The sequence below is a fragment of the Plantibacter sp. ME-Dv--P-095 genome (assembly GCF_030209365.1).
Taxonomy (GTDB): Bacteria; Actinomycetota; Actinomycetes; order Actinomycetales; family Microbacteriaceae; genus Plantibacter.
This window is the reverse complement of the sequence record NZ_JARVSB010000006.1, coordinates 135,935-161,864: the sequence shown is the minus strand read 5'-3', so window position 1 is coordinate 161,864 and position 25,930 is coordinate 135,935. Positions and strand designations below refer to the sequence as shown.

The 25,930-nt window shown below is 71.2% G+C and carries 23 protein-coding genes; 10 read left to right on the top strand and 13 right to left on the bottom strand.

Translation table 11 applies throughout. From position 1 onward, the window contains the following. Positions 1-12 precede the first annotated feature (12 nt). The 3 genes from QRN26_RS09050 to QRN26_RS09040 are packed head-to-tail and all read right to left on the bottom strand — an operon-like array spanning position 13 to position 2,207. On the bottom strand, positions 13-279 hold the full coding sequence (locus QRN26_RS09050; protein ID WP_056009283.1) for a DUF7218 family protein: 267 nt from the start codon (positions 277-279) through the stop codon (positions 13-15). Positions 280-318: 39 nt separating this feature from the next. Next, positions 319-1,074: a ThuA domain-containing protein gene (locus tag QRN26_RS09045; protein ID WP_285036307.1), complete on the bottom strand. Its 756-nt coding sequence runs from the start codon at positions 1,072-1,074 to the stop codon at positions 319-321. Further along, positions 1,071-2,207 (bottom strand): Gfo/Idh/MocA family protein, encoded by a 1,137-nt coding sequence (locus QRN26_RS09040; protein ID WP_056009285.1) that lies wholly within the window; start codon positions 2,205-2,207, stop codon positions 1,071-1,073. The genes QRN26_RS09045 and QRN26_RS09040 overlap by 4 nt, the downstream gene beginning before the upstream one ends. 120 nt (positions 2,208-2,327) lie before the next feature. Here QRN26_RS09040 and QRN26_RS09035 point away from each other — a divergent pair, with 120 nt between their 5' ends. Next, complete coding sequence (locus QRN26_RS09035) at positions 2,328-3,524, top strand: ROK family transcriptional regulator (protein ID WP_285036306.1); 1,197 nt, start codon at positions 2,328-2,330, stop codon at positions 3,522-3,524. 253 nt (positions 3,525-3,777) lie between these two features. Here QRN26_RS09035 and QRN26_RS09030 read toward each other — a convergent pair whose 3' ends face one another. After that, on the bottom strand, positions 3,778-4,782 hold the full coding sequence (locus QRN26_RS09030) for an SDR family NAD(P)-dependent oxidoreductase (protein WP_285036305.1): 1,005 nt from the start codon (positions 4,780-4,782) through the stop codon (positions 3,778-3,780). 158 nt (positions 4,783-4,940) lie between these two features. On the opposite strand from QRN26_RS09030, the gene QRN26_RS09025 reads away from it, so the two are divergent. From QRN26_RS09025 to QRN26_RS09015, 3 genes are all read left to right on the top strand, one after another. After that, on the top strand, positions 4,941-5,498 hold the full coding sequence (locus tag QRN26_RS09025) for a TetR family transcriptional regulator (protein ID WP_285036304.1): 558 nt from the start codon (positions 4,941-4,943) through the stop codon (positions 5,496-5,498). A gap of 107 nt (positions 5,499-5,605) precedes the next feature. Continuing rightward, positions 5,606-6,232, top strand: a complete 627-nt coding sequence (locus tag QRN26_RS09020; protein ID WP_200921051.1) for an MSMEG_1061 family FMN-dependent PPOX-type flavoprotein — start codon at positions 5,606-5,608, stop codon at positions 6,230-6,232. A gap of 58 nt (positions 6,233-6,290) precedes the next feature. Beyond that, the gene (locus QRN26_RS09015) at positions 6,291-7,235 is read left to right on the top strand and encodes a PDR/VanB family oxidoreductase (protein WP_285036303.1); all 945 of its coding nucleotides are present in this window, start codon (positions 6,291-6,293) and stop codon (positions 7,233-7,235) included. Between the two features lie 37 nt (positions 7,236-7,272). Here the strand turns inward: QRN26_RS09015 and QRN26_RS09010 are convergent, their stop codons facing one another. Beyond that, positions 7,273-8,106: an FAS1-like dehydratase domain-containing protein gene (locus tag QRN26_RS09010; protein WP_285036302.1), complete on the bottom strand. Its 834-nt coding sequence runs from the start codon at positions 8,104-8,106 to the stop codon at positions 7,273-7,275. Continuing rightward, entirely contained in the window at positions 8,107-9,384 is a 1,278-nt protein-coding gene (locus QRN26_RS09005) for a CaiB/BaiF CoA transferase family protein (RefSeq protein WP_285036301.1), read from the bottom strand. It abuts the gene before it with no gap. 228 nt (positions 9,385-9,612) lie between these two features. On the opposite strand from QRN26_RS09005, the gene QRN26_RS09000 reads away from it, so the two are divergent. From QRN26_RS09000 to QRN26_RS08980, 5 genes are all read left to right on the top strand, one after another. After that, a complete protein-coding gene (locus tag QRN26_RS09000) occupies positions 9,613-10,623 on the top strand; it encodes a FecCD family ABC transporter permease (protein WP_285036300.1) in 1,011 nt (336 codons plus the stop codon). A gap of 23 nt (positions 10,624-10,646) precedes the next feature. Beyond that, the gene (locus tag QRN26_RS08995; protein ID WP_285036299.1) at positions 10,647-11,675 is read left to right on the top strand and encodes a FecCD family ABC transporter permease; all 1,029 of its coding nucleotides are present in this window, start codon (positions 10,647-10,649) and stop codon (positions 11,673-11,675) included. Next, on the top strand, positions 11,672-12,514 hold the full coding sequence (locus tag QRN26_RS08990; RefSeq protein WP_285036298.1) for an ABC transporter ATP-binding protein: 843 nt from the start codon (positions 11,672-11,674) through the stop codon (positions 12,512-12,514). The genes QRN26_RS08995 and QRN26_RS08990 overlap by 4 nt, the downstream gene beginning before the upstream one ends. A gap of 66 nt (positions 12,515-12,580) precedes the next feature. After that, positions 12,581-13,579: an ABC transporter substrate-binding protein gene (locus tag QRN26_RS08985; protein ID WP_056009302.1), complete on the top strand. Its 999-nt coding sequence runs from the start codon at positions 12,581-12,583 to the stop codon at positions 13,577-13,579. Positions 13,580-13,719: 140 nt separating this feature from the next. Beyond that, on the top strand, positions 13,720-15,081 hold the full coding sequence (locus tag QRN26_RS08980; protein ID WP_285036297.1) for an MFS transporter: 1,362 nt from the start codon (positions 13,720-13,722) through the stop codon (positions 15,079-15,081). 30 nt (positions 15,082-15,111) lie between these two features. On the opposite strand, the gene QRN26_RS08975 is transcribed toward QRN26_RS08980, so the two are convergent. From QRN26_RS08975 to QRN26_RS08950, 6 genes are all read right to left on the bottom strand, one after another. Then, the gene (locus tag QRN26_RS08975) at positions 15,112-15,915 is read right to left on the bottom strand and encodes an ABC transporter ATP-binding protein (RefSeq protein WP_056009304.1); all 804 of its coding nucleotides are present in this window, start codon (positions 15,913-15,915) and stop codon (positions 15,112-15,114) included. Beyond that, positions 15,912-17,759, bottom strand: coding sequence for a dipeptide/oligopeptide/nickel ABC transporter permease/ATP-binding protein (locus QRN26_RS08970; RefSeq protein WP_285036296.1), 1,848 nt, complete (start codon positions 17,757-17,759; stop codon positions 15,912-15,914). The genes QRN26_RS08975 and QRN26_RS08970 overlap by 4 nt, the downstream gene beginning before the upstream one ends. 4 nt (positions 17,760-17,763) lie before the next feature. Continuing rightward, positions 17,764-18,816 (bottom strand): ABC transporter permease, encoded by a 1,053-nt coding sequence (locus QRN26_RS08965; RefSeq protein WP_285036295.1) that lies wholly within the window; start codon positions 18,814-18,816, stop codon positions 17,764-17,766. A 2-nt stretch (positions 18,817-18,818) separates the two neighbouring features. Next, positions 18,819-20,405, bottom strand: a complete 1,587-nt coding sequence (locus tag QRN26_RS08960; RefSeq protein WP_285036294.1) for an ABC transporter substrate-binding protein — start codon at positions 20,403-20,405, stop codon at positions 18,819-18,821. Between the two features lie 131 nt (positions 20,406-20,536). Then, positions 20,537-22,141 (bottom strand): hydantoinase/oxoprolinase N-terminal domain-containing protein, encoded by a 1,605-nt coding sequence (locus tag QRN26_RS08955; protein WP_285036293.1) that lies wholly within the window; start codon positions 22,139-22,141, stop codon positions 20,537-20,539. Further along, positions 22,138-23,277 (bottom strand): S-methyl thiohydantoin desulfurase family protein, encoded by a 1,140-nt coding sequence (locus QRN26_RS08950; protein WP_056009312.1) that lies wholly within the window; start codon positions 23,275-23,277, stop codon positions 22,138-22,140. Before QRN26_RS08950 ends, QRN26_RS08955 begins: the two co-directional genes overlap by 4 nt. A gap of 73 nt (positions 23,278-23,350) precedes the next feature. Between QRN26_RS08950 and QRN26_RS08945 the strand changes: the two genes are divergently transcribed. Beyond that, positions 23,351-24,850: a PucR family transcriptional regulator gene (locus QRN26_RS08945; protein ID WP_285036292.1), complete on the top strand. Its 1,500-nt coding sequence runs from the start codon at positions 23,351-23,353 to the stop codon at positions 24,848-24,850. 97 nt (positions 24,851-24,947) lie between these two features. Here QRN26_RS08945 and QRN26_RS08940 read toward each other — a convergent pair whose 3' ends face one another. Continuing rightward, positions 24,948-25,796, bottom strand: a complete 849-nt coding sequence (locus QRN26_RS08940) for an alpha/beta fold hydrolase (RefSeq protein WP_056009316.1) — start codon at positions 25,794-25,796, stop codon at positions 24,948-24,950. Positions 25,797-25,930 lie beyond the last annotated feature (134 nt).

Sequence of the window (25,930 nt, the reverse complement as noted above, 5' to 3'; positions counted from 1 at the left end):
CGGAGTAGCCGCTCAGCTGTTCCGGAGCATCGAGACCAGTTCGCTCTTCCGCTTGCCGGAGTAGCCGCTCAGGCCGATCTCCTTCGCGCGGTCGCGGAGTTCGGCGACCGTCCAGTCCTCGTACGAACCGGACTCGCCGCCTTTCTCGCCGATCTTCGAGCGGCCCTGTTTCGCCGCGGCGTTCGAGATGCGCGCGGCCTTGCTCTTGGACGCACCGTCGTCTCGGAGCTTCTCGTAGAGTTCAGGGTCCTTCAGTGACGGGTTCTGCTTCTCCGGCATGTCGTCCCTCCCGGTGATTCCAGCTGATCTGCCAGCAGACTACGCCTGCTCGCCCAGGAACCAGTCCCTGGGGTGCTGGTCGGCGGTCGGCGGGGTGCGCTCGATCGTCGGACGCGCCCACTCGGCCGCGTTCGCCAGCACCCGACGGATGTCGGGGTGATGGTAGACCGGGTACTCCTGGTCGCCGGGCGAGAAGTAGAAGACCCGCCCACGCCCACGGTGGTAGGCGACGCCGGAGCGGAACACCTCACCGCCGGCGAAGGTGGAGAGGAACACCTCCTCATCGGGCCGCGGGATGTCGAAGTGCTCGCCGTACATCTCCTGCCGGTCGATGACGATCGGGTGCGGGACCCCCTGGGCGATCGGGTGGTCCGGCAGAACGGTCCAGACGAGCTCGCGCTCGCCGTCGTTGCGCCACTTGAGCGCGCACGTCGTGCCCATCAGACGCTGGAAGACGCGGGAGTAGTGACCGGAGTGCAGGACGACGATGCCCATCCCGGCGTGGACATGCCTGACGACGCGCTCGACGACCTCGTCCGACACCTGGTCGTGGGCGATGTGGCCCCACCAGAAGAGGACGTCGGTGTTCGCGAGCGCCTCCTCCGTGAGCCCGTGCTCCGACTCCTGGAGCGTCGCCGTCGTCACGCTGACGGCCTCGCCGAGCGACTCCTCGAGTCCGTCGGCGATGACCCGGTGGATGCCGTCGGGATAGTGCCCGAGGACGACCGCGTCACCGCGGGACTCGTGGACGAACTCGTTCCAGACACGGATGCGGATGGGGGACGTGGTGCTCATGCGGGGACCTCCAGTTCGTGCCCGGCGGCGGCCGAGGCGTAAGCGGCGTCGATGACGCGGCTGCGGTGCAGGGCGTACTCGCCGTGGTGACCGGCGAACCGCAGCTCGCCACCGGCGGACTCGCCCGCACGGATGGTCTCGAGGAACTCCGCGATGACCGACTGGTGGTGACCGGACGGCACCTGCACGGCGGGTCGCTCGATCGTCGGTGCGCCGGCCACGTCGCGGTAGATCGTCACCGTGCCCTCGGTGTTGTAGTTGTCGACGTGGAGGCGGACGCCACCCTCCGAGCCGAGGAGCTCGACCGAGATGTCCTCGTGGGCCTTCGAGTAGGACGCCCACGACGCCTCGAGGTGCAGGCTGCCGCCGTCCTCGAAGCGCAGGAGGGCTGAGGCGAAGTCCTCGACGTCGAACGCGTGCGTGGACCGGCTCGAGACCGGACCGCCGCCCGAGGAGCCACCGCGACCGGCGCGGCCGAGCTCGTTGTAGGCGACCGCGGAGACGTGTGTCACGCGCGGTTCGCCGAGGAGGGACAGGGCGATGTCGAGGACGTGCGAACCGAGGTCGATGAGCGGTCCGCCACCCGCGGCCGCCTTGTTCGTGAACCAGGAGTCGATGCCGGGTACGCCCTGCCGACGCAGCCAGGAGGCGCGCGAGTGGTAGACACGGCCGATGGGCTCCTCGGCGAGGTAGCGGGCGAGGTAGGCGACGTCGGCGCGACGGCGGTGGTTGTAGGCGACCTCGAGCACGCGGTCGGCGGCCGTCGCCGCCTCCACCATCTCGGCGGCGAGGTCGGCGGTGGTCGCGAGCGGCTTCTCGCAGAAGACGTGCTTGCCGCTGCGGAGTGCGGCCACGGCGATCGGGTGGTGCAGGGCGTTCGGCACGCCGATCGAGACGATGTCGAGGTCGTCGCGGGCGACGAGGTCCTCCCAGTCGGCATACGTGTCGGGGACGCCGCGGCTCTCGGCGAGCTCGGCGAGCCTGGTGGGTTCCTGGCCCGACAGGGCGACGACCGTCGCGCCGGGGAGGGCGGTGAAGGCGTCGAGGTGGGTGGTGCCGGCGAAGCCGAGGCCGATGACGCCGACCCGGAGGTCCGGAGCCTTCGACGGTGACGTGGTGGTGCTCGTGTCCATGCTCGGGCGGATCCTTTCGGGGTGCGGATGCCGGGCACGGAGTCGTGACCGGCGGTGGTCGACCTTCGCCACTAAATATAGCGACCATATCTAGTTTCGCAACCCTGCTACAGTCACCCCATGGTCGAACCGGGGGTCGAGACGGGCCGAGCGAGTGTCGAACTCGTCGCCGCATACGCCTTCGATCACGGCCCGTTCACCGCCAGCGAGGTCATGGACGCGACCGGGCTGACGCGCGCGACCGTCCTCAACGCGTGCGATCTCCTCGCCGACCGCGGCTGGATCCGGGAGCTCGACGACGCACGCGCCGCGGGCGACTACCGACGGGGCCGGCCGGCGCGACGCTACGAGTTGGCCGCCGACACCGCGTTCGTCGTCGGCCTCGACGTGGGGCAGCACCGGGTCGCCGCGCTCGTCGCGACACTGCGCGGCGACGTCGTCGGTCGGGCGGAACTGCCGATCGTGGGCGGCGACGAGGATCCGGACCTGCGCCTCGCCACCGCCCGCGCCGCCGTCGAGCAGGCGACCGCCCAAGCCGGCACGACGGCCGGCCAGGTGCTCGTGACGGCGGTCGGCGTGCCGGCTCCGGTCGACGTGCACGGTCGCTCTCCGCGCGGCGACCACGACTACTGGGCCCGGATGAACCCCGACTTCGCGACCCGGCTCGGCCCCTGGGGCGAGGTGGTGCTCGAGAACGACGCCAATCTGGCGGCGTCCGCGGAACGGGCCCTCGGCGCGGTGGCGCGCGAGTCCATCGCCGTCCTCCTCGCCGGCGTGAGCTTCGGTGCCGGCCTCATCGTCGACGGCGTCCTGCTGCACGGCGGCGCCGGTGGTGCCGGCGAACTCCGCGTGCTCGGCATGGTCGAGGGTGTCGGCTCCTCGGAGGGACTCGACGGTGCCGCCCGGTCCTGGCTGGAGGAGGACCGCCGGACGGGACGGGTGCCCTCGGCGTCCCCGCTCGCCCTGACGCCCGTCGACGCGCTCGACGTGAGCCACATCGTGGACGCCGCGACCGGAGGCGACGCCTATGCGGAAGCGCTGGTCGAACGACTCGGCGAGCGCCTCGGCCGCGTGTGCGTCGTGCTCGGCAGCCTCCTCGACGTCGAGGAGGTCGTCGTCGCCGGTGGCGTGGCGCGGGTCGCCTCCCCCGTCATCGCCGCCGCCCATCGCTGGCTCGAGCAGGGCGTCTACGCGCCGACCCCGCTCGTCCGGGCGTCCGAACTCGGGGCGGACGTCGTGGCCCTCGGTGCCGTCACCCGCGCGGTCGCGACGATCCGCTCGCAGCCGTGGCGGTTCGCCGCGTCGATCACGCGCTGAGCCGACAGGCGGCGAGTCGACGGACCCCGGACACCGCGCAGGGCCCCACCTTCCGCCAAGATCGGTGGGGCCCTGAGTGCGGTGTTACCGCGCTGCGACGGTCGTTCCGGCCGTACTCGTTCGGACCGTTCGCAGATGACGGGCGACGCTGAGCGCGCCTGTGTCCTTCAACCGTTGCAGAAGTCGAACACGCAACCGACCCGAATCAAGCGTTAAGAACGATGGTTCTTAACGAATCGTGAAGAGCGCGGTGCTACTGCACCGACCATCCGCCGTCGGACGGCAGGATCACGCCATTGACGTTCACCCCGTCGTCGCTCAGCAGGAAGGTGATGGAGGCGGCGAGCTGCTCGGCCGTCGCGATCGTCGGGATCGCCGCCTGGAACGGGCCGAGCCGTGCGGATCCCGCCTCGGACACGTTCGGCGGGAACGGGATGCCGGTGGCGACACCGCCTGGGGCGACGGCGTTCACGCGGACACCGTGCGGGCCGTACATGAACGCGGCGCTCTTGGTCATGCCGACGACCGCGTGCTTGGAGGTCGTGTACGCGTTCCCGGAGGCGTTGCCGCGGAGCCCTGCCTCGGAGGCGATGTTGACGATCGAACCGGATCCGGCCGCGACCATCGCGGGGAGGACCGCCCGGGTCAGCTTGAAGGCGCCCGTCACGTTCACGCCCATGACGCGGTCCCAGGTCGCGTCGCTCGTCTCGTGCAGCGGGGAGAAGTCGTCGTTGATGCCGGCGACGTTGGCGAGCGCGTCGATCCGCTCCCCTGCCGCGGCGACGATCGCGTCGATGTCGTCCTGCTTCGTGATGTCGCCGGCGACGGTCACCAGCTCGGCGTCCGGCAGGCTCGCGGCGAGGTCGGCGAGCTTGTCCTCGAACAGGTCGACGGCGACGACCCGGCCACCCTCCCGGGCGACGCGCGACGCCGTCGCCCGACCGATGCCGGAGGCGGCACCGGTGACGATCACCGTCTTCCCGGCGAACCGTCCGGCGGTGATGCGCTCCTGCCACCCCTCGGGCGCCGCATCGACCGGCGCGACACCGTCGTTCGCCGCGAGGACGAGCTCGTCGATGAGCGACTGCGGCAGCTTGCCCTGACTCAGAGCCACGAGCTGCTGGAGCGGCAGGCCGGCGATGGGCGCGAGCTGCGACTCCTCGGTGCCCAACTGGACGAGGAGGCCGCGGATGAGCGGGCCACCGGTGGGGTCGGCGAGCCAGGCGGCGATCGGGGTGTTGGCGGTGAGGACGCTCATGGGGTTCCTTCGTTCTCGGGATGGTGGCGCACGGCGGATCCGCGATCCGGACATCATTGTCCGGTACACGGTACGCCGCCGACGACATGGCCACCAGCCCTCACGGTGGGCTCCCAGCCAGGTGCACCGGACCGGCCGCGCGGCGTTACGCTACCGGGATGCCGTCGACACCCGCGAAGCCGAACCGCGGCCCGAGCGCGGGTCCGGAGAACCGCCGCGCACTCGTCGCCGCAGCGCGCCAGGTGTTCACCGCGGACGGGTTCGGCGCCCCGCTCAGCGCGGTCGCGAAACGCGCCGGGGTCGGCCAGGGCAGCCTGTACCGCCACTTCCCCGACCGTTTTTCGCTCGCGCTCGCCGTCCTCGAGGAGAACGTCGGCGAGCTCGAGGAGCACGCCGCGCGCCCCGACGCCACCCTGGACACCCTGCTGGACGTCGTGATCGACCAGGCGCTCGTCACCTCACCGTTCGTCGAGGCCATCCTCGGGGCGGGCGACGACCCACGCGTCACCGCCCTCGGCACGCGCCTCGACCGACTCGCGCACGAGCTGCACGGCCGGGAACTGGCGGCTGGACGCATCGCGCCGAACGTGGAGCCGGACGACATCCTCATGGCCGTCTCGATGGTGGGTGCGACCCTCACCCGGATCCCGGCATCCCATCGCGCAGACACCGCGGCTCGCGCGAAGGCGATGTTCCGTCGCTCCTTCGGCCGATGACGCGGCTTGGGACGATGGCACAAGAACGACCCGAACCGTGTGTCGACGGACCATTGATGCGTGCGGGGACCGACCGTAGGGTCGGAGGGACAGAGAAGGGGTCCGCCATGCCGGCCAACGCATTCGCCTCGATCGACGTCGAGGCCATCCGTCGCTCGCTCGGCGAACCGGATCCGGCGGCGACGGCCAAGATCATGGACGAGCTGGACGAGAACTGCCTCGCCTTCCTCGCCCACTCGCCCTTCTGCACCATCGCGACTTCCGACGCGGCGGGCACCTGCGACAACTCGCCGCGCGGCGACTACCCGGGGTTCGTCCGCGCACTCGACCCGAGCACCCTCGTGATCCCGGAACGCCTCGGCAACCGGCTCGCCGACTCCCTGCAGAACATCGTGCAGAACGGCCACATCGGCATGCTGTGCTTCGTGCCAGGCATGAGCGAGACCCTGCGGATCAACGGCACCGCCATCGTCACCGACGACCCGGCGCTCATGGCGATGCTCGAGCAGGACCACGTGACACCGCAGCTCGCGATCGTGGTGCGCACCGAGGAGGTCTACCTGCACTGCGGTCGGGCGCTCCTCCGCGGCGGGATCTGGGACGCCGAGATGCAGGAGCTCGCCGACGAGGTGCCGAGCGCCGGCCGGATCTGGGCGAGCATGTCCGGGCTGAGCACCGAGGTCGGTGACGCGATCGACGAGGCCGTCGCCGTCGGCAACCGGAGCCTGTACTGATGGCTGGAGCGAGAGCAGCGTTCATGATCGGCGAAGCCATCGACAGTGAGGATTCCTGATGCGCAACCGCGCGGGCATGACCCCGCTCATCGTCCAGGAGATCGTGCGCGAGACGCCCACGATCGTCAGTGTGGTGCTCGCCGACCCTGAGGGCCGCCGCCTCCCGGCATGGGACCCCGGCGCCCACATCGACCTGCAGCTCATCACCCGCCACGAACGGCAGTACTCGCTCTGCGGCGATCCCGCCGACGAGTTCCACTACCGGATCGCGGTCCTGCGCGAAGAGCACTCGCGGGGTGCGTCCCACTACATCCACACCTTCCTCCGCGTCGGGCGGAAGGTCTTCATCCGGCCCCCGCGGAACCTGTTCCCGCTCTCCGACGCGAAACGCCACCTGCTCCTCGCCGCGGGCATCGGGATCACGCCGCTGCTCTCGATGGCGCGACGACTCGCCGCCGGCGATGCCGACTGGACGCTCGTGTACGCGGTGCGCACCCGCGAGGACGTCGCGTTCGGGCCGGAACTCGAGGCCCTCGGCGACCACGTGCGGATCCACGTCAGCGGGGAGAGCGGTCGACTCGACCTCGCCGGGCTGCTCGCCGGGCTCGAGCCGGGCACCGACGTGTCCGCGTGCGGGCCGCGCGGCTTCACCGACACCCTCACCGATCTGGCGGAGACCTTGCCGGACGACTGCCGGCTGCACCTCGAGCGGTTCGAACCGAAGCCCCGCGCCTACCTGCCGAACACGGCCTTCACCGTGGAGTGCGCGCGCTCCGAGCGCACCGTCGAGGTCACGGCAGGGCAGACGATGCTGCAGGCGATGCAGGCCGCGCGGGTCGGCATCCCCGGCTCGTGCCTGCGGGGCGTCTGCGGCTCGTGCGCGGTGCAGGTGGTCGATGGGACGCCCGAACATCGTGACTCGCTGACCACCGACGACGCGTCGATGATCATGTACCCGTGCGTCTCGCGGTCGCTGACGCCGACGCTCGTGATCGACGCCTAGGACGCGCGGGAGGCAGGCCGACCCGACAGGGCTCCCGTCAGGGGCGCCAGGCGGCGTCGGCGGAGGCCAGGACCGTACCGTCGGCGGCACGCACGACGACCGAGGTGCCGGCAGCGTCGTCCGTGCCGACGATGCGGAACGTCGTGTCCACGAGCACCGGCGCCTTCGCCCGGAACCGCACCGACGCGAGTCGGCGACCGTCGGCATGCGCGGCGAGCGCATCGAGGACGAGGATGCGGGTCAGCGGACCGTGCACGAGCAGGTCGTCGAGCCCCTCGACGTTGCGCGCCCAGCGGCGATCGTAGTGGATCCGATGCGTGTTGCCGGTCACGGCCGAGAACCGGAACAGCTGCCGCGAGTCGAGCGAGCGGCGCTCCGACCAGTCGGCACCCTCGTCGGGATCGGCCGCGTCCTCCGGAGCCGGCGCCGGTGCCGACACCCGCGGCGTCGGGACCGCCGGCTGCGCCTCGAGGAACACGTCGTGCCAGGTGCTGCGCACGGCGACCTCGCCGTCGACGACGAACTCGCGGACGAGGTCCGCGAAGACGAGGCGACCCGCCCGACCCTGCTTCTCGACGAGCGAACCGAGACTCGTGCGCTGCGTCACCGGCTCGCCGTAGCGGAGCGGCCGGAGGAACTCCGTGTCCTCCCCCGCGTACATGCGGCGTGGCAGGTCGATGGTCGGCAGCACGCCGTCCTCGGCCGGTGAGCCGTCCTCACGGAGCTGGGCGAACGGCGTCGTGAACGGGAAGTAGACGCCCTCCCACCCGGCCGGGAGCTCCTCGCCGACGACCGGCTCCGGCATCCCGGTCGCGAAGGTGCTCCGGTACCAGGACGCGGGCCCGGCCGCCAACCGTTCCTCGCGTTCCACTCAGATCACTCCGTCGGCGCGGAGTCCGGCGATGCGCTCCGCGTCGTACCCGGCGAGCGCCGCGAGGACGTCGTCGGCGTGCTCCCCGATGCGGTTCGCGGGGCGGTCGGTCGTGGCCGGGGTGGCGCTCAGCTTGATGGGCTGGCCGAAGGAGCGGAGCGTGCCGAAGGAGCCGTAGTCGGTCTCGACGACCATGTCGCGTTCGGCGGTGCCCGGATCCTCGACGACCTCGCCGATCGTCTTGACCGCGGTGAGCGGCACGACATCGCCGGCGAGTTCCTCCAGCTCGGCGCGGGTGCGGTCGGCGAACCAGGAGACGACGAGCGGCTTCACCCGTCGGGCGTAGACCTCCTCGTCGAAGCGCTTGCGCATGGTGTCGATCTCGGGGTCGGCGATCGCCTCCGGAGTGCCGAAGAGCTCGCAGCTCGCCTTCCAGAGTTTGTCGGTGTAGGCGCCGAAGAACACCTGGCCGTCGGCGCAGGGGAACAGTTCGTAGGGGCGCACCCAGGCGTGCTCGTTGCCGGACGGGGAGGCCACGGTGCCGTCGACGGTGTAGTCGACGACGGCGGTCTCGGTCATGGCGATGATGCTGTCGACCTGGGCGACGTCGACGAGCTGGCCGACGCCGGTGCGCTCGGCGTGCCGGAGGGCCGCGAGCGTGCCGATGACGCCGAACATGGTCGCCGAGAGGTCGCCGATGGTCACACCGACGCGGACGGGCGGCTGGTCGGCGTAGCCGTTCATCGACCAGAGACCACCGGCGGCCTGCGCCGTGTTGTCGAACGCCGGGCGGCGACTGCGCGAGCCGGTCTGTCCGTAACCGGAGATCGCGGTGTAGACGAGCTTCGGGTTGATCTCGGCGAGCGCCTCGTAGGGCAGTCCGAGCTTCGCCATCGTCCCGGGGCGGAAGTTCTCGACGAGGATGTCGGCGCTCGCGACGAGGTCGCGCAGCACCTCCTTGCCCGCCTCGCTCGCGAGATCGAGGGCGAGGCCGAACTTGCCGCGGTTGTACTGGCCGTAGTAGCCGCTGAACTCCTCGTCGCCGTCGCGGAGGTAGGGCGGGAAGCCGCGCGAGACGTCGGGGTCGTTCGGGTTCTCGATCTTGATGACGGTGGCGCCGAGGTCGGCGAGCATCGAGGCGGCGTAGGGGCCGGCGAGCACGCGGGAGAGGTCGAGGACGACGACGCCTTCGAGGGAGCCGGGTGGGACGGCGAGTCGCTCGGTGGCCGCGAGGATGGCCTCGGTGTCGGCGCCGTTCGGCTGCTGCTGCTCGGTCATGCGTGTCCTCCTGGGCATCGGGCGTGCCGCGTTCCGGCGTCGCGGGAGCACCTTCGCCGTGCTGCATCCGTCTCGGACAACGGTATCGGGCACTGGAGGATCGACCCATGTGCGAACCGCACACGTCCGCCCGACTTCCATGGGCCACGACTCCGGCCGACTCCCACCTCCGACGGGCGCCAGGCACGCGTGCACCGAGGCGATGATAGGTGAGGCTAGGCTTACTTCATGCGCAGCGCGACCCTCCTCCGATCGAGACGCGCGCTCGCCGTCGGTTGCCTGGGTGCCGCCCTGCTCGTCATCGCCCTTGCGAGCCTCATGCTCGGCAGCAACCTCATCAGCCCGGTGGCCGTCATCACAGCCCTGTTCGACCCCGCCCAGGACACCGGTGCCGTCGTGTGGGGTTCGCGGGTACCGCGCACCGTGCTCGGGATCCTCGTCGGCACGTGCCTCGGGATCGCCGGTGCGGTGATGCAGGGACAGACCCGCAACCCGCTCGCCGATCCCGGCCTCTTCGGCGTCTCGGCCGGGGCGAGCCTCGCCGTCGTCGTCGGCGTCTACGTGCTCGGCACGAGCTCGGTGGTCACCACCCTGTGGCTGGCCTTGCTCGGTGCCACCGTCGCCAGCGTCATCGTGTTCTCCGTCGCCGCCCTCGGTCGCGGCCTCTCGAGCCCCGTGCCGCTCGCGATCGCCGGCACCGCCGTCTCCGCCCTGCTCGTCGCCCTCACCTCCTACCTGGTGCTGTCGGACGAGACGACGCTCGCGGCCTACCGCATCTGGGTGGTCGGCTCGCTCTCCGGGCGGTCGCTCACCGGTGTCGACGCGGCCCTCGTCTTCGCCGGACTCGGTCTCGTCTTCGCCCTCGCGAACGTGCGGTCCTTGAACGCCCTGGCGCTCGGGACCGAACTCGCGAACGGGCTCGGCGAGAACCTCCTCCGGGCACGCCTCGTCGGGCTCGCGGCGATCACCCTGCTCACCGCGGCGGCCGTCGCGCTGACCGGCCCGATCGCCTTCGTCGGACTCACGGCACCCCACATCGCCAGGACCCTCGTCGGCGGACATCACGGCTGGCTCCTCCCGGCGTCGGGACTCGTCGGGGCCGGCGTGCTGCTGGCCTGCGACGTGATCGGGCGCTTGATCGGCGGCACCGCCGAGGTGCCCGTGGGCGTCGTCCTCACCGTCATCGGTGGCGCGGCCTTCATCATGATCGTGCGGCGCGGACGGATGGCCGAGCTGTGAGCGCCGTTCCGGAAGGCAGCCGCGTGTTCGGTCGCCTGTGGCGCGGTCGGGTCGTCGTCGTCACGATCGTCTGCCTCGTCGTCGCGCTGGTGTTCGCGCTGCTCGGCATCGTCGCAGGATCCTCTTCGCTGACGATCCCCGACGTGATCACCACCCTCCTCGGCGGCGGGACCGGCGGCCAGGAGCTCATCGTGTTCGAACTCCGCCTCCCCCGCGTCGTCGGCGGTCTGCTCGTCGGCGCGGCCCTCGGCCTGGCCGGGGCACTCACCCAGACCTTCGCCCGCAACCCGCTCGCCACCCCGGACATCCTCGGCGTCACCTCGGGCGCCGCGCTCGGGGCCGTCGCAGCGATCGTCCTCGTCGGCGGCAGCTACTCCGTCGGCGCCGGCGCACTCAGTCTCGGCCTGCCCGCCATGGCCGCGATCGGGGCACTCGTGACCTCCGCGGCCGTCTACGCCCTGTCCTGGCGCGGCGGGGTCGACAGCTTCCGGCTCATCCTCATCGGCATCGGTGCCACCGCGACGCTCGGCGGCATCACGAGCTACCTCATCGCCCGCGCGCAGATCACCGAGGCGGCAGCGGCGGCGCAGTGGCTCGTCGGCAGTCTCTCCGGCATCTCCTGGTCGAGCGTGTGGCCGGTGCTCGTCGCGCTGGTGATCCTCACGCCGACCGCGGTCCTGCAGACGAGCAGCCTCGACATCAGCCAGCTCGGCGACGAACTCTCCACCGGCCTCGGCGTCGCCGTCCAACGGCACCGGATCATCGTCATCGCGTGCGCGGTCCTGCTCGTCGCCGCGGCCGTGTCCGCCGCAGGGCCGATCGAGTTCGTCGCCTTCGTCGCACCCCAGCTCGCCCGTCGGATCGCCCGCACCGGTCGTCCACCTCTGCTCGCCTCGGCGCTGCTCGGCGCCGTCATCGTGACGGGCGGCGACGCGCTCGTCCGCGGCGTCCTCCCGGGTGAGATCCCGGTGGGCATCATCACCGCGATCGTCGGTGCCCCCTATCTCATCTGGCTGCTGACGCGCCGCAAGGAACGGGAGACCTCCGCATGACCAAGCCCGCCATGACCACGGAAGCGCACCCGGCTGCCGCCCTCGAGGCCCGCGGGGTCTCGCTCGCCTACGAGCAGACGGTGGTGTTCGAACAGCTCGACCTCCGCATCGAGACCGGGCAGGTGACGACCCTCATCGGCGCCAACGGCTGCGGCAAGTCGACCCTGCTGAAGGCGTTCGGTCGCCTGCTCACGCCGACGGCCGGGTCCGTCGAACTCGACGGCCGCGCCGTGCGCTCGATCCCGACCCGCGAGGTCGCACGCCGGCTGGCCATCCTGCCGCAGAAGCCGCTGACGCCGTCGGCGACGACCGTCCGCGACCTCGTCTCGCGCGGTCGGCACCCGCACCAGAGCCTGCTCAAGCCGTGGACGCCCGCCGACACGATCGCCGTCGACGAGGCCCTCGCCGCCACCGGCCTCGAGACGCTCGCCGACCGCGACACCGCCTCGCTGTCGGGCGGGCAGCTCCAGCGCGCCTGGATCGCCCTGGTCCTCGCGCAGCGGGCACCGACGATCCTGCTCGACGAGCCGACGACCTTCCTCGACCTCAGCCACCAGCTGGACGTGCTCCGGCTCGTGCGGTCGATCAACCGTGAACGTGGCGCCACCGTCGTCATGGTGCTGCACGACCTCACGCTCGCCGGCCGGTACTCGGATCGACTCGTCGTCGTGGGCGGCGGCCGGATCATCGCCGACGGCACGCCGTGGGAGGTGCTCACGCCGGCCGTCCTGCGGGAGGCCTTCGACCTCGACGCCATCGTCATCCGCGACCCGAGCAGCGGTTCGCCCCTCATCGTGCCCGTCGACCCCGACGACGCGATCGCACTCGACGCCGAGTGATCCGGGCGATTCGGGATTCCGATACCGATACCGATTCGTAACTTAGGTTCGGCTATCCTAAGTATCATGACGATCTCTTCACGCCTCCGCCGCGCCGCACTCGTGCTCGTGCCGGCGCTCGCCCTGGTCGGCCTCGCCGGCTGCTCCCCCACCGCCGCATCCGACGCCGACAGCAGTGGCGCCTGGAGCTACACCGACGACACCGGCACCACGGTCAAGCTCGACCAGCAGCCGAAGCGTGTCGCGAGCTTCGCCGACTACGCCCTCGGCCTGCACGGCAACGGCATCGACCCCGTCGCGGTCTTCGGTCGCGTCGACGTGGCGACCGACCCGCGCTTCGCCGACTACGACCTCGGCGACACCGCGATCGTCGGCAACAGCTACGGCGAGATCGACCTCGAGGCACTCGCCGAGGCCGCTCCCGACCTCATCGTGACCGGCCTCTACCCGACCGACCGCGAAGGCACCCTCGACCTCACGGGCCCGTACTACGGGGTCGCCGACGTCGAGCAGCAGGAGCAGCTCGAGAAGATCGCACCGGTCGTCGCCATCAAGGTCGGCGGCAAGGGCGCCGACGTCATCGCCTCGCTCAACAAGCTGTCCGAGGCGCTCGGAGCCGAGGAGGACACGATCGCCGCCGCCAAGGAGCGCTACGACGCCGCGGCCGCCGACCTGACCGCCGCCGCGAAGGAGACCGACCTCGAGGTCACGCAGATGTACGCGGACGCCGACGGCGTCTACGTCGTGAAGCCGCAGGACGAGCCGGAGACCGAGCTCTACAGCGAACTCGGCGTGACGTACACGAACGCGAACCCGGACGGCTACTACTACTGGGACATCTACAGCTGGGAGAACGCGGCCCAGATGATGACGGGAGACGTCCTCCTCGTCAACGTCGAAGGCTTCCAGCAGAGCGACCTCGAGGCCCAGGCCACCTTCGCCTCGCACCCGGCCCTCGTCGCCGGTCAGATCCACTCCTGGAACACCGCCGCCCTCGACTACACCTCGCAGGCGAAGCAGATGGAGAAGCTCGCCGGCGTCCTCCGCGAGTCGAAGGCGCTGTAACCCTCCCGATCCGCCCATGTGACCTCGACGCACCGAATCCCCATCGGAGTGTGTCGAGGGCACATGGGCGGTCCTCATGGCAGCCGGTAGCCTCTTCAGGCGTCCGGGCCGTCCCGGTGCGCCCAACACGAAGGAGTGCCATGGCCATCGACAGCGCGCGCGGAAGCGAACCCCGCGGAACGGACACCGTCCGAGGACAGAGCGACATCGATCGCGACGGGCTCGACTCGCGGGTGCAACGCCGGCGGGCCATCCTCGCCAGCTCCGTCGGCACGGTCATCGAGTGGTACGACTTCACCCTCTACGGCCTCGCGTCGGCACTCGTCTTCGCCCCGTTGTTCTTCCCGGGCGCCGGCGACCTCGCCGGGCTCCTCGGCGCGTTCGCCGGCTTCGCGGTCGGGTTCGGTGCACGCCCCATCGGCGGGCTCATCTTCGCCCACTACGGCGACAAGCTCGGTCGCAAACCCACGCTCCTCATCACGCTGCTCTTCATGGGCGTCGCGACCACGTTCATCGGGCTGCTGCCCACCGCCGAGACCATCGGTGTCTGGGCGCCGATCCTCCTCATCGTCCTGCGGATCTTCCAGGGCATGGGATCGGGTGCCGAGTTCGCCGGCGCGATCACGATGGCGAGCGAGTCCGCCGACGTGAAGCACCGCGCGTTCGCCGCCTCCTTCCCCGGCGCCTCCGTCTACGTCGGCATGGCCCTCGCGACGACCGTGTTCGCCGTGGTGAGCGCGCTGCCGACCGAGCAGTTCCAGAGCTGGGGCTGGCGCATCCCGTTCCTCGCGAGCGTCGTCATCGTCGCCTTCGCGCTCTACTTCCGCCTGCGGGTGAAGGAGACCAAGGCCTTCGAGAGCGCCGAGGAGCGCGGTTCGACCAGCTCGGCACCGCTCGTCGGCGCGATCCGCTCGCACTGGCGCGTGATCATCTGCGGGATGGCGCTGTTCGCGTTCGCGCTGCCGTGGGTCTACGTGGTGCAGGTGTTCTCGCTGTCCTACGTCACGGGCACCCTGACGGTGAACCCGACGGAGGCGCTCATCGGCCTCATCGTCGCCGAGGTCCTCACCATCCCGACGGCGCTGCTCTTCGGCCGTCTCGCCGACCGCATCGGCCGGAAGCCGGTCCTCATGGGCGCCGCGATCTTCGGGGTCCTGTACGCGTTCCCGATGTTCCTGCTCTACAACACGGAGCAGTCGGTCGTCGTCGCGCTCGGCCTGATCCTCGGCCTGGCGGTCATCCAGGGCTCCACGATCGGCACCTCCGGGGCCCTGCTCGCGGAGATCTTCCCGACGTCGATGCGGTGGAGCGGCATCGCGCTCTCCCGCGAGATCCCGGCCGCGCTCGTCGGCGGGACGGTCCCCCTCGTCGCCACGGCCCTCGTCGCCGCGAGCGGCGGAGCCCCGTGGCTCGTTGCCGCGTACCTGCTCGTGCTCAGTGCGATCGGCATCGTCGGCATCGCGTTCCTCCCGGAGACCCTGCCGCGCAAGCAGCGCGACTGACGGGAGAGCCGACGACAGGAGCGGTCCGGCCTACCGGCCGGGCCGCTCCTCCTCGTCCCAGGTCATGCGGCGGCCCATCACGGGCACGGAGGCCAGGAGCTCGCGGGTGTACGCGTCCTCGGGAGCGGCGAGGACCGTCGAGGTGGGGCCCGCCTCCACCACCCGGCCGGCCTGCATGACGCTCACCGAGTCGCACATGTAGTTGACGACGGCGAGGTTGTGCGAGATGAACAGCACCGTGAGGTCGAGTTCGCGCTGCAGCTCGCGCAGCAGGTTGAGGACGACGCCCTGCACCGAGACGTCGAGCGCCGAGGTGATCTCGTCCGCGATGAGCACCTCCGGTTCGGCGGCGAGCGCCCGGGCGATCGTGATGCGCTGCCGCTGACCGCCGGAGAAGGCGGACGGCAGCTCCGAGGCGCGGTCCGGGTCGATCTGCACGCGTTCGAGGAGCTCGCCGACGCGTGACCGCTGCTCGGCGCGACTCCACGAGCGGCCGGTGGCGCGGGAGCCCTCGGCGATCGACAGGCCGATCGGCATGCGCGGGTCGAGTGCGGAGTACGGGTCCTGGAAGACGAGCTGCACGCGGCGTCTGGCCCTGCGGGCGGCGGCGGAGCGTCCGACGATGTCGGCGCCGTTCAGGCGGATGCTGCCCGCCGTCGGGAGGACGAGTCCGACGGCCGCGGCCGCGACGGTCGACTTCCCGGAGCCCGACTCCCCGACGAGTCCGTGGGAGGTGCCGGGGCGGACGGTGAGGTCGAAGCCGTCGACGGCCGTGTGTGCTGCGGCGCCGTGGCCGTAGCGGACGGTGAGGCCGGAGAACTCGAGACCGGTCATGCGCGCTGTCCTTCGGTGGTGATGACGGGCTGGTCGTCCGGCCCGTCGACGAGCGGTTCCTGAGCCTGTCGAAGGGCAGGGACCAGGAGGTCGTCCTCGTCCATCGCGCCGATGACCGGGAGCGGCATGGTGCGGTCCGAGGTCATGTCCGGCACGCAGGCGATGAGCCCCTGGGTGTACGGGTGACGGGCTTCGTGGAGGCGGTCGGCGTCGAGGGATTCGACGATGCGGCCGTCCTTCATGACGAGGATGCGGTCGCAGAAGCCGCTCACGAGGGCGATGTCGTGCGAGATGAGCAGGATCGCGGCGCCGGTCTGCACCTGCGCCTCGTGGAGCACCCGGAGGACCTGCCGCTGCACGGTCACGTCGAGCGCGGTCGTGGGCTCGTCGGCGATGAGCAGCTTGGGGCGTCCCATGAGGCCCATCCCGATCATGGCCCGCTGGCGCATGCCGCCGGACAGTTCGTGCGGGAACTGCTTGAGCCGTTTCGCGGGGAGCGGGATGCGCACCGACTCGAGCGCGGCCTCGGCCCGCTTCGTCGCTTCGGCCGCCGACAGGCCCTCGTGGACCTCGACGGTCTCGCGGAGCTGCTTGCCGATGGTGAGCGAGGGGTTCAGCGAGGTGAGCGGGTCCTGGAAGACCATCGCGAGTTCGAGGCCCAGGCGGCTCCGTTCGCCCGCGGTGAGCGGTGCGGTCATGTCGATCCCGCGGAACGTCAGCTCGGAGGCCTGCACCGACGAGTCCGGTCCGAGCAGGGCGGCGATCGCCATCGCGCTCACCGACTTGCCGGATCCGGACTCCCCGACGACGCCGACGACCTCGCCGGGCATGATCGTGAGGCTGATCCCGTGGACGCGCTCGACGAGTCGACCGTCGCGGTCGGGGAACGCGACGCGGAGGTCGCGCACCTCGACGACGGGCGCCTCCTCGGTGGGGACGGCGGCCGTGGCGGCCTCGGTCGCCGCGCGCGAGCCGCGTCGTCTGGCTGGAGCCGGCAGGCCGAGCAGCCGCTTCGACGACTCGTTCCAGAGCTCGCCGAGCTGGGTGAAGATGACGCCGCACACGACGAGCGCGATGCCGGGGCCGATCGCGGCCATCGGGTTGCCGTAGATGCGGGCGATGCCGAGACCGAGCAGGCGACCCCAGTCGTACTCGGGGGCCTGGACACCGAGGCCGAGGAAGGACAGCCCGGCGAAGGCGAGGAGGGTGCCGGACGCCGAGACGGCCGCGTTCACGAGCATCGGTGGCAGCATGTTCGGCATCACGTGGCGGACGAGCACCTCGGCCTGGCCGACGCCGGCGATGCGGGCGGCCTTCACGTAGTCGCGTCCGATGAGCGAGGAGGCGAGCGTGTAGGTGAGGCGCGCGAAGGTCGGTACGCCCGCGAAGCCGACGGCGAGCATCGCCCCGGTCGCGCTGGCGCCCCAGATGACGGAGAAGAACAGCGCCATGAGCAGCCACGGGAACGACAGGAGGATGTCGATGAGCGCCGTGACGAGGCGACGCAGCGGCCGCGGCAGCACCGTCGCGACGGCGCCGAGCAGCACGCCGCCGATGACGGAGATCGCCGTCGCACCGAGCGTCAGGAGCACGGACACCCGCGTCGCGACCATGACCCGTGCGAACACGTCGCGGCCGAGTTCGTCGGTGCCGAAGGGGTGGGCGAGGCTCGCGCTGGCGAGGCGGTCGGCGACGGAGGTCGTGTCGGCCGCCGTCCCCCACACGCTCGGCGCGACGACCGCCACCACGATGATGAGGAGCGCGCCGAGGGCGCCGGTCAGCCCGCGCGGGGTGCGGAGACGGTCGAGCAGCGGCGAGCGACGGGTGCGGGTGGGTGTGCTCATGGGCTCAGCCCTCCGTGATCGACGAGCGCGGATCGATCGTCGCGAGCGCGACGTCGATGAGGAGGTTGAGGCCGAGGACGAGCATCGCGTACACGAGCACGATGCCCTGGATCATCGGGTAGTCCTTCGAGGTGATCGACGACACGATGCTCGTGCCGAGACCGGGGATGGCGAACACCGTCTCGATGAGCACGGTGCCGGCGACCATGCCCGTGAGGATGATGCCGCCGATCGTGAGCGTCGACGTCACCATGTTCGGCAGCGCGTGCCGCAGGTAGACCAGGTGGGTCGGCAGTCGTTTGCTGCGGGCCGTCGTCATGTACGGCATCTCGAGGACGGCGAGCATCTCGACGTGCACGATGCGTGCCAGGTAGGCCATGGGGCCGACGGCGAGCGCGACCACCGGCAGGATCGCCTGGTCGAACGAGCCCCAACCGGCCGCCGGGAGGACCTTCAGGCCGATGCTGAACACGGCGATGAGGCCGACGGCGAGCAGCAGGCTCGGGATCGCGATGAGGACCCCGAGGAGCCCGGAGACCCCGAGGTCGGCGAGGCGGCGACGGCCGGTGCGCGAGGACACCGCGGTGGCGACACCGATGGGGAACGCGCCGATCGCCGCGAGGAGGAAGGACGCGACCGCGAGGGTGAGGGTGACCGGGAAGCGTTGCGCGATCGTGTCGGCGACCGGCCGCTGCGAACCGATCGCCGTGCCGAAGTCGCCGCGGAACAGACCGCTGACGTAGTTGACGAACTGCTCCGGGACGGGCACGTTCAGGCCGAGGTCGGCCCTGGTGCGCTCCACGAGCTCGGGGGTCGCGCTGTTCCCGAGTGCCGCCCGCACCGGGTCGCCCGGGACGAGCTGCACGATGAGGAACGTCGCGACGATGACGATGGCGAGGGAGACGAGCACCCGACCCAGCCGTCGGAGGATGAAGGACGTCCGCGGCGAGAGTCCGCCGAGGACACCACGACCCCCTCGACGCGCGACCGCCGGGCCGCCGGGGCCCGTGGCCGGGTCGGTGGCCTGTCCGGTGGTCACGGTCGAGGGGATCGCCATGATCAGCCGACCATCCGGATGCTCGTCGGGCGGATGAAGTTCGGACGCTCGACCTCGGCGCCGTTCAGGTACAGGAAGTCCTGCGCGTCGGCGATGGGGAACACGTCCGTCCGCTCGATGAGCTTCGCCTCGGCCTGCTGCCACAGGTCGCAGGTCGCCTCAGGGCTGGCCGTCTTCGCCTGCTCGGCGAGGGCGTCGTACTCGGGGTTGTCGACGAACATGAAGTTGTTGCCACCCTTGTCCGGGGTCTCGCCACCGAAGAAGGTGTTCACGATGACCGGTCCGCCCGGGGCGATCTGGACGAAGCCGGTGTCCCAGTCGAAGGTCGAGAACAGCTGCTCGGACCAGGCGTTCGCGTCGTTGCCCGAGAGCTCCGTCGTGACGCCCAGCTCGTCCCAGGTCTGCTGCACGAGCTCGGCCGCTGCCGCGTGGCTCGGGGTCGCCGCGTCGTAGATGAACTTGATCGTCAGGGGCTCGCCGTCCTTCGAACGCTTGCCGTCGGAGCCGAGCGTCCAGCCGGCCTCGTCGAGCAGCTCGCCGGACTTCTCGACGTCGGTCTCGGGGAGCGTCCACTGCGGGCCGTCGGCGACGCAGAGGTACGGGCTCTTCACGACGAGCGACTTCGACTCCTCGGCGGTGCCGTCGGTGACGACCTCGCCGACCTGCTCGCGGTCGATCGCGGTGACGAGGGCCTCACGGACGAGCGGGTCGGAGGTGGGGCGCTCGGGGCGCTCGTTGAAGAGCATCTCGCCGATCGGGTTGCGCACACCCTCGCTGGCGAGACCGGCGGCCTCGACGCGGTCCTGGTCGGCTCCGCCGATGCTCGCGGCGTTCACGTCGCCGGAGAGCAGCAGGTTCGCGGCGGTCCCGGGGTCGGTGACGACGCGGACCTCGAAGGTGTCCGGCAGGCCCTTGGTGTCGCTCGTGACGTCCCCTGGACCCCAGGTGTAGTCGTCACGCTTCGTGAAGGTGTAGCTGGAGCCGGGCGTCGCCTTGTCCAGCGCGAAGAGGCCGGTGCCGTTCATCGTCTCGACGAGCGAGTCCGGGTCGTCGAGACCGGCCTGGCAGACCATCTCGACGGTGCCGGTGTTGGCGAGGATGAACGGGTCGGGCGTCGTGCTCGTGACGGTGAGCTGGTTGCCGTCGGCGGTCGCGGTCATGCGCTCGGAGACCTGCGCACCGTAGTAGAAGGTCGCGTTGGCCGGGTCGGCGTTGTAGGTGATGTTCGCGGCGGCCGTCTCAGCGGTGAACGGGGTGCCGTCGGCGCAGGTGATGCCGTCCTTCAGCGTGTACGTGATGGAGGTGGCGTCCTCCTCCCAGCTCTCGGCCAGCCACGGGACGAGCTCGCCGTCGGCGTCGACGTACACGAGCGACTCGTAGTGGAAGCTGATGATCTCGCGGGCCTCGAGGCTGATCCCCGTCATGGGGACGAGGCTGCCGGGGTCGCCGCTCATCGCGGTGACGAAGGTGCCGCCGGAGACGTACTCGCCGGAGGAATCCGAGGATTGCGAGGAGGTACACGCGGTGAGGGCCACCGCGGTGAGCGCCGCGGTGGCGAGGGCCGCCGCGGCTTTCTGCTTGCTGTTCATGCTGGATCCTTCGTACTCGGGTGGCCGTGGTGCGCGGGTGGCCGGATCAGATGGGGTGAGGTGCCGTGCTGGAATGGCTGTGATGCGTGGTGCCCGGTGCGGTGGTGCGGGGAATCGGCTGGTGCTGCCCGTCAGACGGGCTGTCTCGTGGCGGTCCCGATCCTGGCGAGCGGACCCGCCGCCTTCACGGAGACCTTGAGGGTGGGACGGGTCGCGTACGAGACGGGGGTCTCGAGCACGTCGACGACCTCGACCGTGCGCGGGTCTGCGCCGGCCTGGATCGCCTTCTCGATCGCGGAGCGTCCTGCCTCCTCGATGGCGGCTGCGCGGTCGGCGAAGTCGCAGAGCTGATCGGAACGCCCGCCGGCGAGCGCGATGGCCGCGCCGACCGCGTTGGCGACGTTGCCTCGCGCGGGGCGGAGCACCTCGCTCGCTCCGAGGACCGAGTCCGGCACGAGGAACCCGCCGCCGCCGACCACGACGAGCGGGAGGCCCGTGCGGCCGAGCGACATGCGTTCCACGGCGGACTCGATGCGTTCGTGGGCGACCCCGAGGGCGTGTTCGAGCGCTTGGCGGGTCGCGCGGTCGAGCGGCGGCAGTTCGCGGTCGGCGATGCCGAACTGGAGCGATGCGGCGTCGGTGAGCGTCGGGGTGGAGCCGCCGAACAGCAGCGCCTCCTCGGTGAGCCGGTAGCCGACCGAGTCGTGCCGCGGGACGCCCGTCGCGGTGTCGACGATCGTGCCACCGCCGAGGCCGACGCTCAGGATGTCGGGCATGCGGAAGTTCGTGCGCACGCCGCCGACCTCACGCGGCAGGGTCGACTCGCGCGGGAAGCGGTCGACGAGCACGCCGAGGTCGCTCGTGGTGCCACCGACGTCGATGATGATCGCGTTGTCGGCACCGGAGAGGAACGCGGCGCCGCGGATCGAGTTCGCGGGTCCCGAGCCGATCGTCAGGACCGGGTAGCGTGCCGCGTACTCGACGGCCATGAGCGTGCCGTCGTTCTGGGCGAAGTAGGTGGTCGCGTCGAGCTGCTCCTCGGCGACGACCGTGGTGAGGGCGGCCGTGACGTCGCGGGCGACGGCGTAGAGGGCGGCGTTCAGGACGGTCGCGTTCTCCCGTTCCAGGAGTCCGAGGGCGCCGATCTCGTGGCTGAGCGACACCGGGACGTCGACTCCGACGTGGTCCTGGACGAGCGCCTCGACCTCGAGCTCCTGCTCGGGGAACGACGGGCTGAAGATGCCGCAGACGGCGACCGCGTCGAAGGTGCCGGCGAGGGCGTCGAGCTCGCGCCGGATGAGGTCGCGGTCGAGCGGTGCGATCGGGTAGCCGTCGACGAGGTGGCCGCCGCCCGCGAGCACGCTGCCGGCGAGGACCACGTCGCGCAGCTCCCGCGGCCACCCGGCGAGGGGCGGGAGCGAGGTGGCGGCGGGCGAACCGAGCCGGATGACGACGACCCGACCGAGGTCACGGCGGTTGACGATCGCGTTCGTCGCGTGGGTGGTGCCGAGCATGACGCGGGCCACGAGGCCACGGGCGTCGCCCAGTTGCTCGAGGACGTCGGCGAGCGCCGCGCGGATGCCGCCGGTGACGTCGCGCGTGGTCGGCTGCTTCGTCCACGAGACGACCTCGCCGTTGCCCGCGAGCGCGACGGCGTCGGTGTTGGTCCCACCGACGTCGATGCCGATGGCGAGTTCGCCCGAGGTGTCCGTGACGGTGCTGGTGCCGGCGTTCATCGGGTCGCTCCCAGGGTCTCGGCCGCACTCGTCGTGCCGAACGGTTCGTAGTCGAGGTCGTAGCCGAACGCCCGCGGGCCGGCGAGTTCGAGTCCGCGCGGCGTCCGCCACAGCGGGTCGCACGCCCAGGCGAGCACGCTCACCCGCTGGCCGAAGCGCAGCATCTCGGTGGAGATCGCGTCGCCCGTCTCCGAGTCGACGATGGTCACGAGGTCGGGCACGCTCACGATGACCGCGCCGTCCTCCATGACCACGAGGTTCTCGTTCTGGATCTCCACCCGCGTGAGGCGACCGCGGTGCTCGCCGATGCCCTCGACGGTCACGGAACCGCGGGTGAAGCCACCCTCGGTGCGGCGTTCGATGTCGACGACCTTGCCGCCCGTGATGAGCGCGGCCCCGAGTTCGTCGGTGAGTGCCTCGACCGGGTCGGTGGCGGTGAGCAGCCGTCGCCCGACCTGCACGGCCCGGCTCACGCTGCCCTCGATGACGGCGCCGCGGACGGTGTCGCGGTCCATGACGTAGTTCGCGCCGATCGAGATGGCACCGCTCGCGACGGTGAGGGCGCGGGCGTGGCGCTCGAGCCACGACAGGCTGACGGGCCGCAGGATCGAGACGTTGCCGATCACGTCGCTCAACACGGCGTACCCGGGCGGGAGGTTCGCGACGTTCATCGCCGTCATCGGCGCCTCGGGGAAGGCGCGGCCCATGCCGTCGGCGTCGAGGATGCTGAGGCCGAGGCTCGCCGCCCACCCGACCGGACCGACGCCGTTGCTGCCGCCGATCTCCGTCGCCATGATCGTCGTGATGCGCTTGCCGGTGAGCCGCTGGATCTCCTCGACGATGATCTCGGCCTGGCCGGTCGCCGCGAGCATCTCGAAGCCCACCGAAGGGGCGCCGATGCCGGACATCGCGACGACGACGTCGTGCTCGTCGAGGTCGGCGACCTGTTTGACCGGCACCGGGCCGTACTGCTCGAGTGCGATCTCGACGCCGAGCTGCGGGGTCTGCACCGCGCCGCCGCCGCCGGTGCCGAAGACGGCGCAACCGGCCGCGAGGGCGGGCACGTCGGCCAGGGTGATGCTCGTGACCGGGGTGGCCGACGCCGCGGACCGCGCGGCGGGGTGGTTCGTTGACATGTACCGAGCGTAGGCAGGGGTCGGAATCACGACAATGTTCCCGCAGCCCACACAATCGGGGCAGAATGTGCTCATGGCCCAAGTCACCGTCGCCGACGTCATCCTCCAAGCCGAACATCTCGGCGCTCGCTGCGTCGCCGGCTCGCCGGCCGACGTCCTCGTCACCGGCGTCGAGATCCTCGCCCTCGACGAGCTCAACGACGCCACCGAGCACGCCATCGCCGTCGTCACCACCCCCGACGGCGCGGTCCCCCGGCCGTACCAGGTGGACATCGCCATCCGCCGGGCCATCGCGGCCGGGTGTGCGGCGCTCCTGTTCGTCGGTGAGTTCCCCATCGCCGAGACCTCGCGCGCGCTCGCGGGCCGTGGCGGCCTCCCCGTGATCATGAGCCAGGGCATCGCCTCCGATCTCGCCGTGCTCATGGACCGCACCATCCGCGGCGGCGCGGAGGAGGCGATGTCTCGCGCGGAGTTCGCGATCGAGCGCGTTATCGCGGCGTCCGCCGCCGAGACGGAGCAGGCCTCCGGCGTCGGCGTCCGGGAGGCGATCCTCGAGGTCGCGAGCACCACGCTCGGCGTCCCCGTCACCCTCGTCGAGGACGCCGGCGCGAGCTGGCTCGAACCCGACGCCGTGTGCATCGGCGAGATCCCCATCGGCCGGGTGCACGCCGAACGCGACGACCCAGCCGCCGCCATCGCGCTCCCCGTCATCGCCTCGGTGCTGTCGCGGGCGCTGCAGCGCGAACTCCACGGTCGCTTCGGCTCCGTGCGGTCCCGGGCGGAACTCATCATCGAGTTGATCTTCGCGGAGTCCTCCCGCATCGACGGCTTCGCGATGGACGCCGTGCGCGCCGGCCTCCCGCTGCAGCTGTCGCACGCGGTCGCGTGGTTGACCCCGAAGCACGTGAGCGACCCGGACCGACGGGCGCCGACGGTGCTCGCCCCCTCCGTCGAACTGTTCGCGCTGCAGCTCGTCGACCAACGCGACGAGCAGTGGCACCTGGCGATGCGCCGCGACGAGATCGTCGTGATCGCCTCGGAGGAGCTCGGTGCAGCGGACCACCAGCGGCGCCTCCGCGACGTCATGGAGCGCATCGTCGCGCACGCGTCGTCGGTGGCCGGGCCCGAGTGGACGTTCACCGTCGGCCTCGGCACGCCGCAGAGCGGGGCCGCCGGGCTGCGGCAGTCGGCGACGGAGGCCAGGGTCGCGGCGGAGGCGGCGATCGCGGGTGGGCGGTTCGGCACGATGGAGGCGACCGACGTCACCGGGCTGCGCCGGGTGCTCCTCGACTTCTACGCGTCACCGCTCAGTCGCACGCTGCTCGACGACATCCTGTCGCCACTCGACGACCTCGGGCCGGAGCGCGCGGCGATCGCGGTCCGGACGCTCCTCGCCTACCTCAGCCATCGGAACTCGCTCGTGCGGGCGGGCGCGGAACTGAACCTCCACCCGAACGCGGTGAACTATCGGATCCGCCGCATCGAGCAGTCGCTCGAGCTCGACCTCGCAGATCCCGACGTGCGCTTCGCGGCCGAACTCGCCTGTCGGGTGCGCCTCATCGGCATGCCGTAGAGAACCCCGTTCCCTCAACTCCCGACGCCGGTCCCTGAGCTTGTCGAAGGGTAGCCCCGGTCCCCGCCCTTCGACAGGCTCAGGGACCACGTCACCCTCAGCGCAGCTGCTCCGCGTGCCGCGCCACCCGGACGATGCCGGCGACGAGCGTCGGCCACAGCTCTGCGGGGATGAGGTGCCCCATGTCGGGCAGGACGTGGAGTTCGGCCGCCGGCATGGCCTCGGCGATGTCCACGGCCGAGCTCCAGTGCAGCACGTCGTCCTCGCGTCCGTGGAGTACGAGGGTGGGCACGGTGACCTCGCGCAACCGGTCGAGTCTCTCGGGCGCGCGGCGGAGGGCCGCCCACTGCCGGCTGTAGCCCTCGGGCGCGTAGCCGCGGTCGTACGCCTCACCCGTCGCCCACACTTCCCATGCGGTGTCCGGCTGGTACCGGGCGCCGGGGACGGGCGCGGCCAGCTCGGCCATGACGGCGACGGACTCCTCGCGGCTGGTCCGCACGGGCTCGACGAGCAGCTCCGGCCGCTCGCCGTGCAGGATGTAGCGCGGGTCCTGGCCGGGGATCGTCGACAGCAGGCCGAGGCTCAGCACGCGCTCGGGGTGCTCGAGGGCGACCATCTGCGCCATCATCCCGCCCATCGAGTGGCCGACGAGGTGGGCCGCTGCGACCCCCAGGTGGTCGAGCACGCGGAGGACGTCGTCACCCATGTCGCCGAGCGAGTAGCCGCCGTCGACGTCGTGCTCGCCGCCGAAGCGCTGGGAGAAGCCGACGTCGCGGTTGTCGAACCACACCACCCGAAACCCCTCGTCCACGAGCATCGCGCGGAGTTCGGGGCGCCACGCGATCATCTGCGCGCCGCCACCGGCGATGAGCACGATCACCGGGTCGGCGTGGTCGCCCTCGACCTCGTAGTGGATCGAGACGTCGTCGGTGTCGGTGTACGGCATGTGGTGCCCACTCTCCTCGTGATCGGTTCCGAGGCTAACCCGCAGCCGGAGCACACACCATGTGTCGGTGCACCACGCTTCGGGCGGGGACTGTGCCGGGCACCCAAGGCTCCGGGCCACGGCCTCCGCGGGTA

Excerpts from the sequence above, each read along its gene's own strand:
- QRN26_RS09045 (WP_285036307.1), bottom strand. The coding sequence starts at position 1,074 with ATGAGCACCACGTCCCCCATCCGCATCCGTGTCTGGAACGAGTTCGTC.
- QRN26_RS09050 (WP_056009283.1), bottom strand. The coding sequence starts at position 279 with ATGCCGGAGAAGCAGAACCCGTCACTGAAGGACCCTGAACTCTACGAG.
- QRN26_RS08970 (WP_285036296.1), bottom strand. The coding sequence starts at position 17,759 with ATGAGCACACCCACCCGCACCCGTCGCTCGCCGCTGCTCGACCGTCTC.
- QRN26_RS09025 (WP_285036304.1), top strand. The coding sequence starts at position 4,941 with ATGCCGTCGACACCCGCGAAGCCGAACCGCGGCCCGAGCGCGGGTCCG.
- QRN26_RS09040 (WP_056009285.1), bottom strand. The coding sequence starts at position 2,207 with ATGGACACGAGCACCACCACGTCACCGTCGAAGGCTCCGGACCTCCGG.
- QRN26_RS08960 (WP_285036294.1), bottom strand. The coding sequence starts at position 20,405 with ATGAACAGCAAGCAGAAAGCCGCGGCGGCCCTCGCCACCGCGGCGCTC.
- QRN26_RS08940 (WP_056009316.1), bottom strand. The coding sequence starts at position 25,796 with ATGCCGTACACCGACACCGACGACGTCTCGATCCACTACGAGGTCGAG.
- QRN26_RS09030 (WP_285036305.1), bottom strand. The coding sequence starts at position 4,782 with ATGAGCGTCCTCACCGCCAACACCCCGATCGCCGCCTGGCTCGCCGAC.
- QRN26_RS08985 (WP_056009302.1), top strand. The coding sequence starts at position 12,581 with ATGACGATCTCTTCACGCCTCCGCCGCGCCGCACTCGTGCTCGTGCCG.
- QRN26_RS08975 (WP_056009304.1), bottom strand. The coding sequence starts at position 15,915 with ATGACCGGTCTCGAGTTCTCCGGCCTCACCGTCCGCTACGGCCACGGC.
- QRN26_RS08990 (WP_285036298.1), top strand. The coding sequence starts at position 11,672 with ATGACCAAGCCCGCCATGACCACGGAAGCGCACCCGGCTGCCGCCCTC.
- QRN26_RS09035 (WP_285036306.1), top strand. The coding sequence starts at position 2,328 with ATGGTCGAACCGGGGGTCGAGACGGGCCGAGCGAGTGTCGAACTCGTC.
- QRN26_RS08950 (WP_056009312.1), bottom strand. The coding sequence starts at position 23,277 with ATGTCAACGAACCACCCCGCCGCGCGGTCCGCGGCGTCGGCCACCCCG.
- QRN26_RS08945 (WP_285036292.1), top strand. The coding sequence starts at position 23,351 with ATGGCCCAAGTCACCGTCGCCGACGTCATCCTCCAAGCCGAACATCTC.
- QRN26_RS09005 (WP_285036301.1), bottom strand. The coding sequence starts at position 9,384 with ATGACCGAGCAGCAGCAGCCGAACGGCGCCGACACCGAGGCCATCCTC.
- QRN26_RS09000 (WP_285036300.1), top strand. The coding sequence starts at position 9,613 with ATGCGCAGCGCGACCCTCCTCCGATCGAGACGCGCGCTCGCCGTCGGT.
- QRN26_RS08980 (WP_285036297.1), top strand. The coding sequence starts at position 13,720 with ATGGCCATCGACAGCGCGCGCGGAAGCGAACCCCGCGGAACGGACACC.
- QRN26_RS09020 (WP_200921051.1), top strand. The coding sequence starts at position 5,606 with ATGCCGGCCAACGCATTCGCCTCGATCGACGTCGAGGCCATCCGTCGC.
- QRN26_RS08955 (WP_285036293.1), bottom strand. The coding sequence starts at position 22,141 with ATGAACGCCGGCACCAGCACCGTCACGGACACCTCGGGCGAACTCGCC.
- QRN26_RS08965 (WP_285036295.1), bottom strand. The coding sequence starts at position 18,816 with ATGGCGATCCCCTCGACCGTGACCACCGGACAGGCCACCGACCCGGCC.
- QRN26_RS09015 (WP_285036303.1), top strand. The coding sequence starts at position 6,291 with ATGCGCAACCGCGCGGGCATGACCCCGCTCATCGTCCAGGAGATCGTG.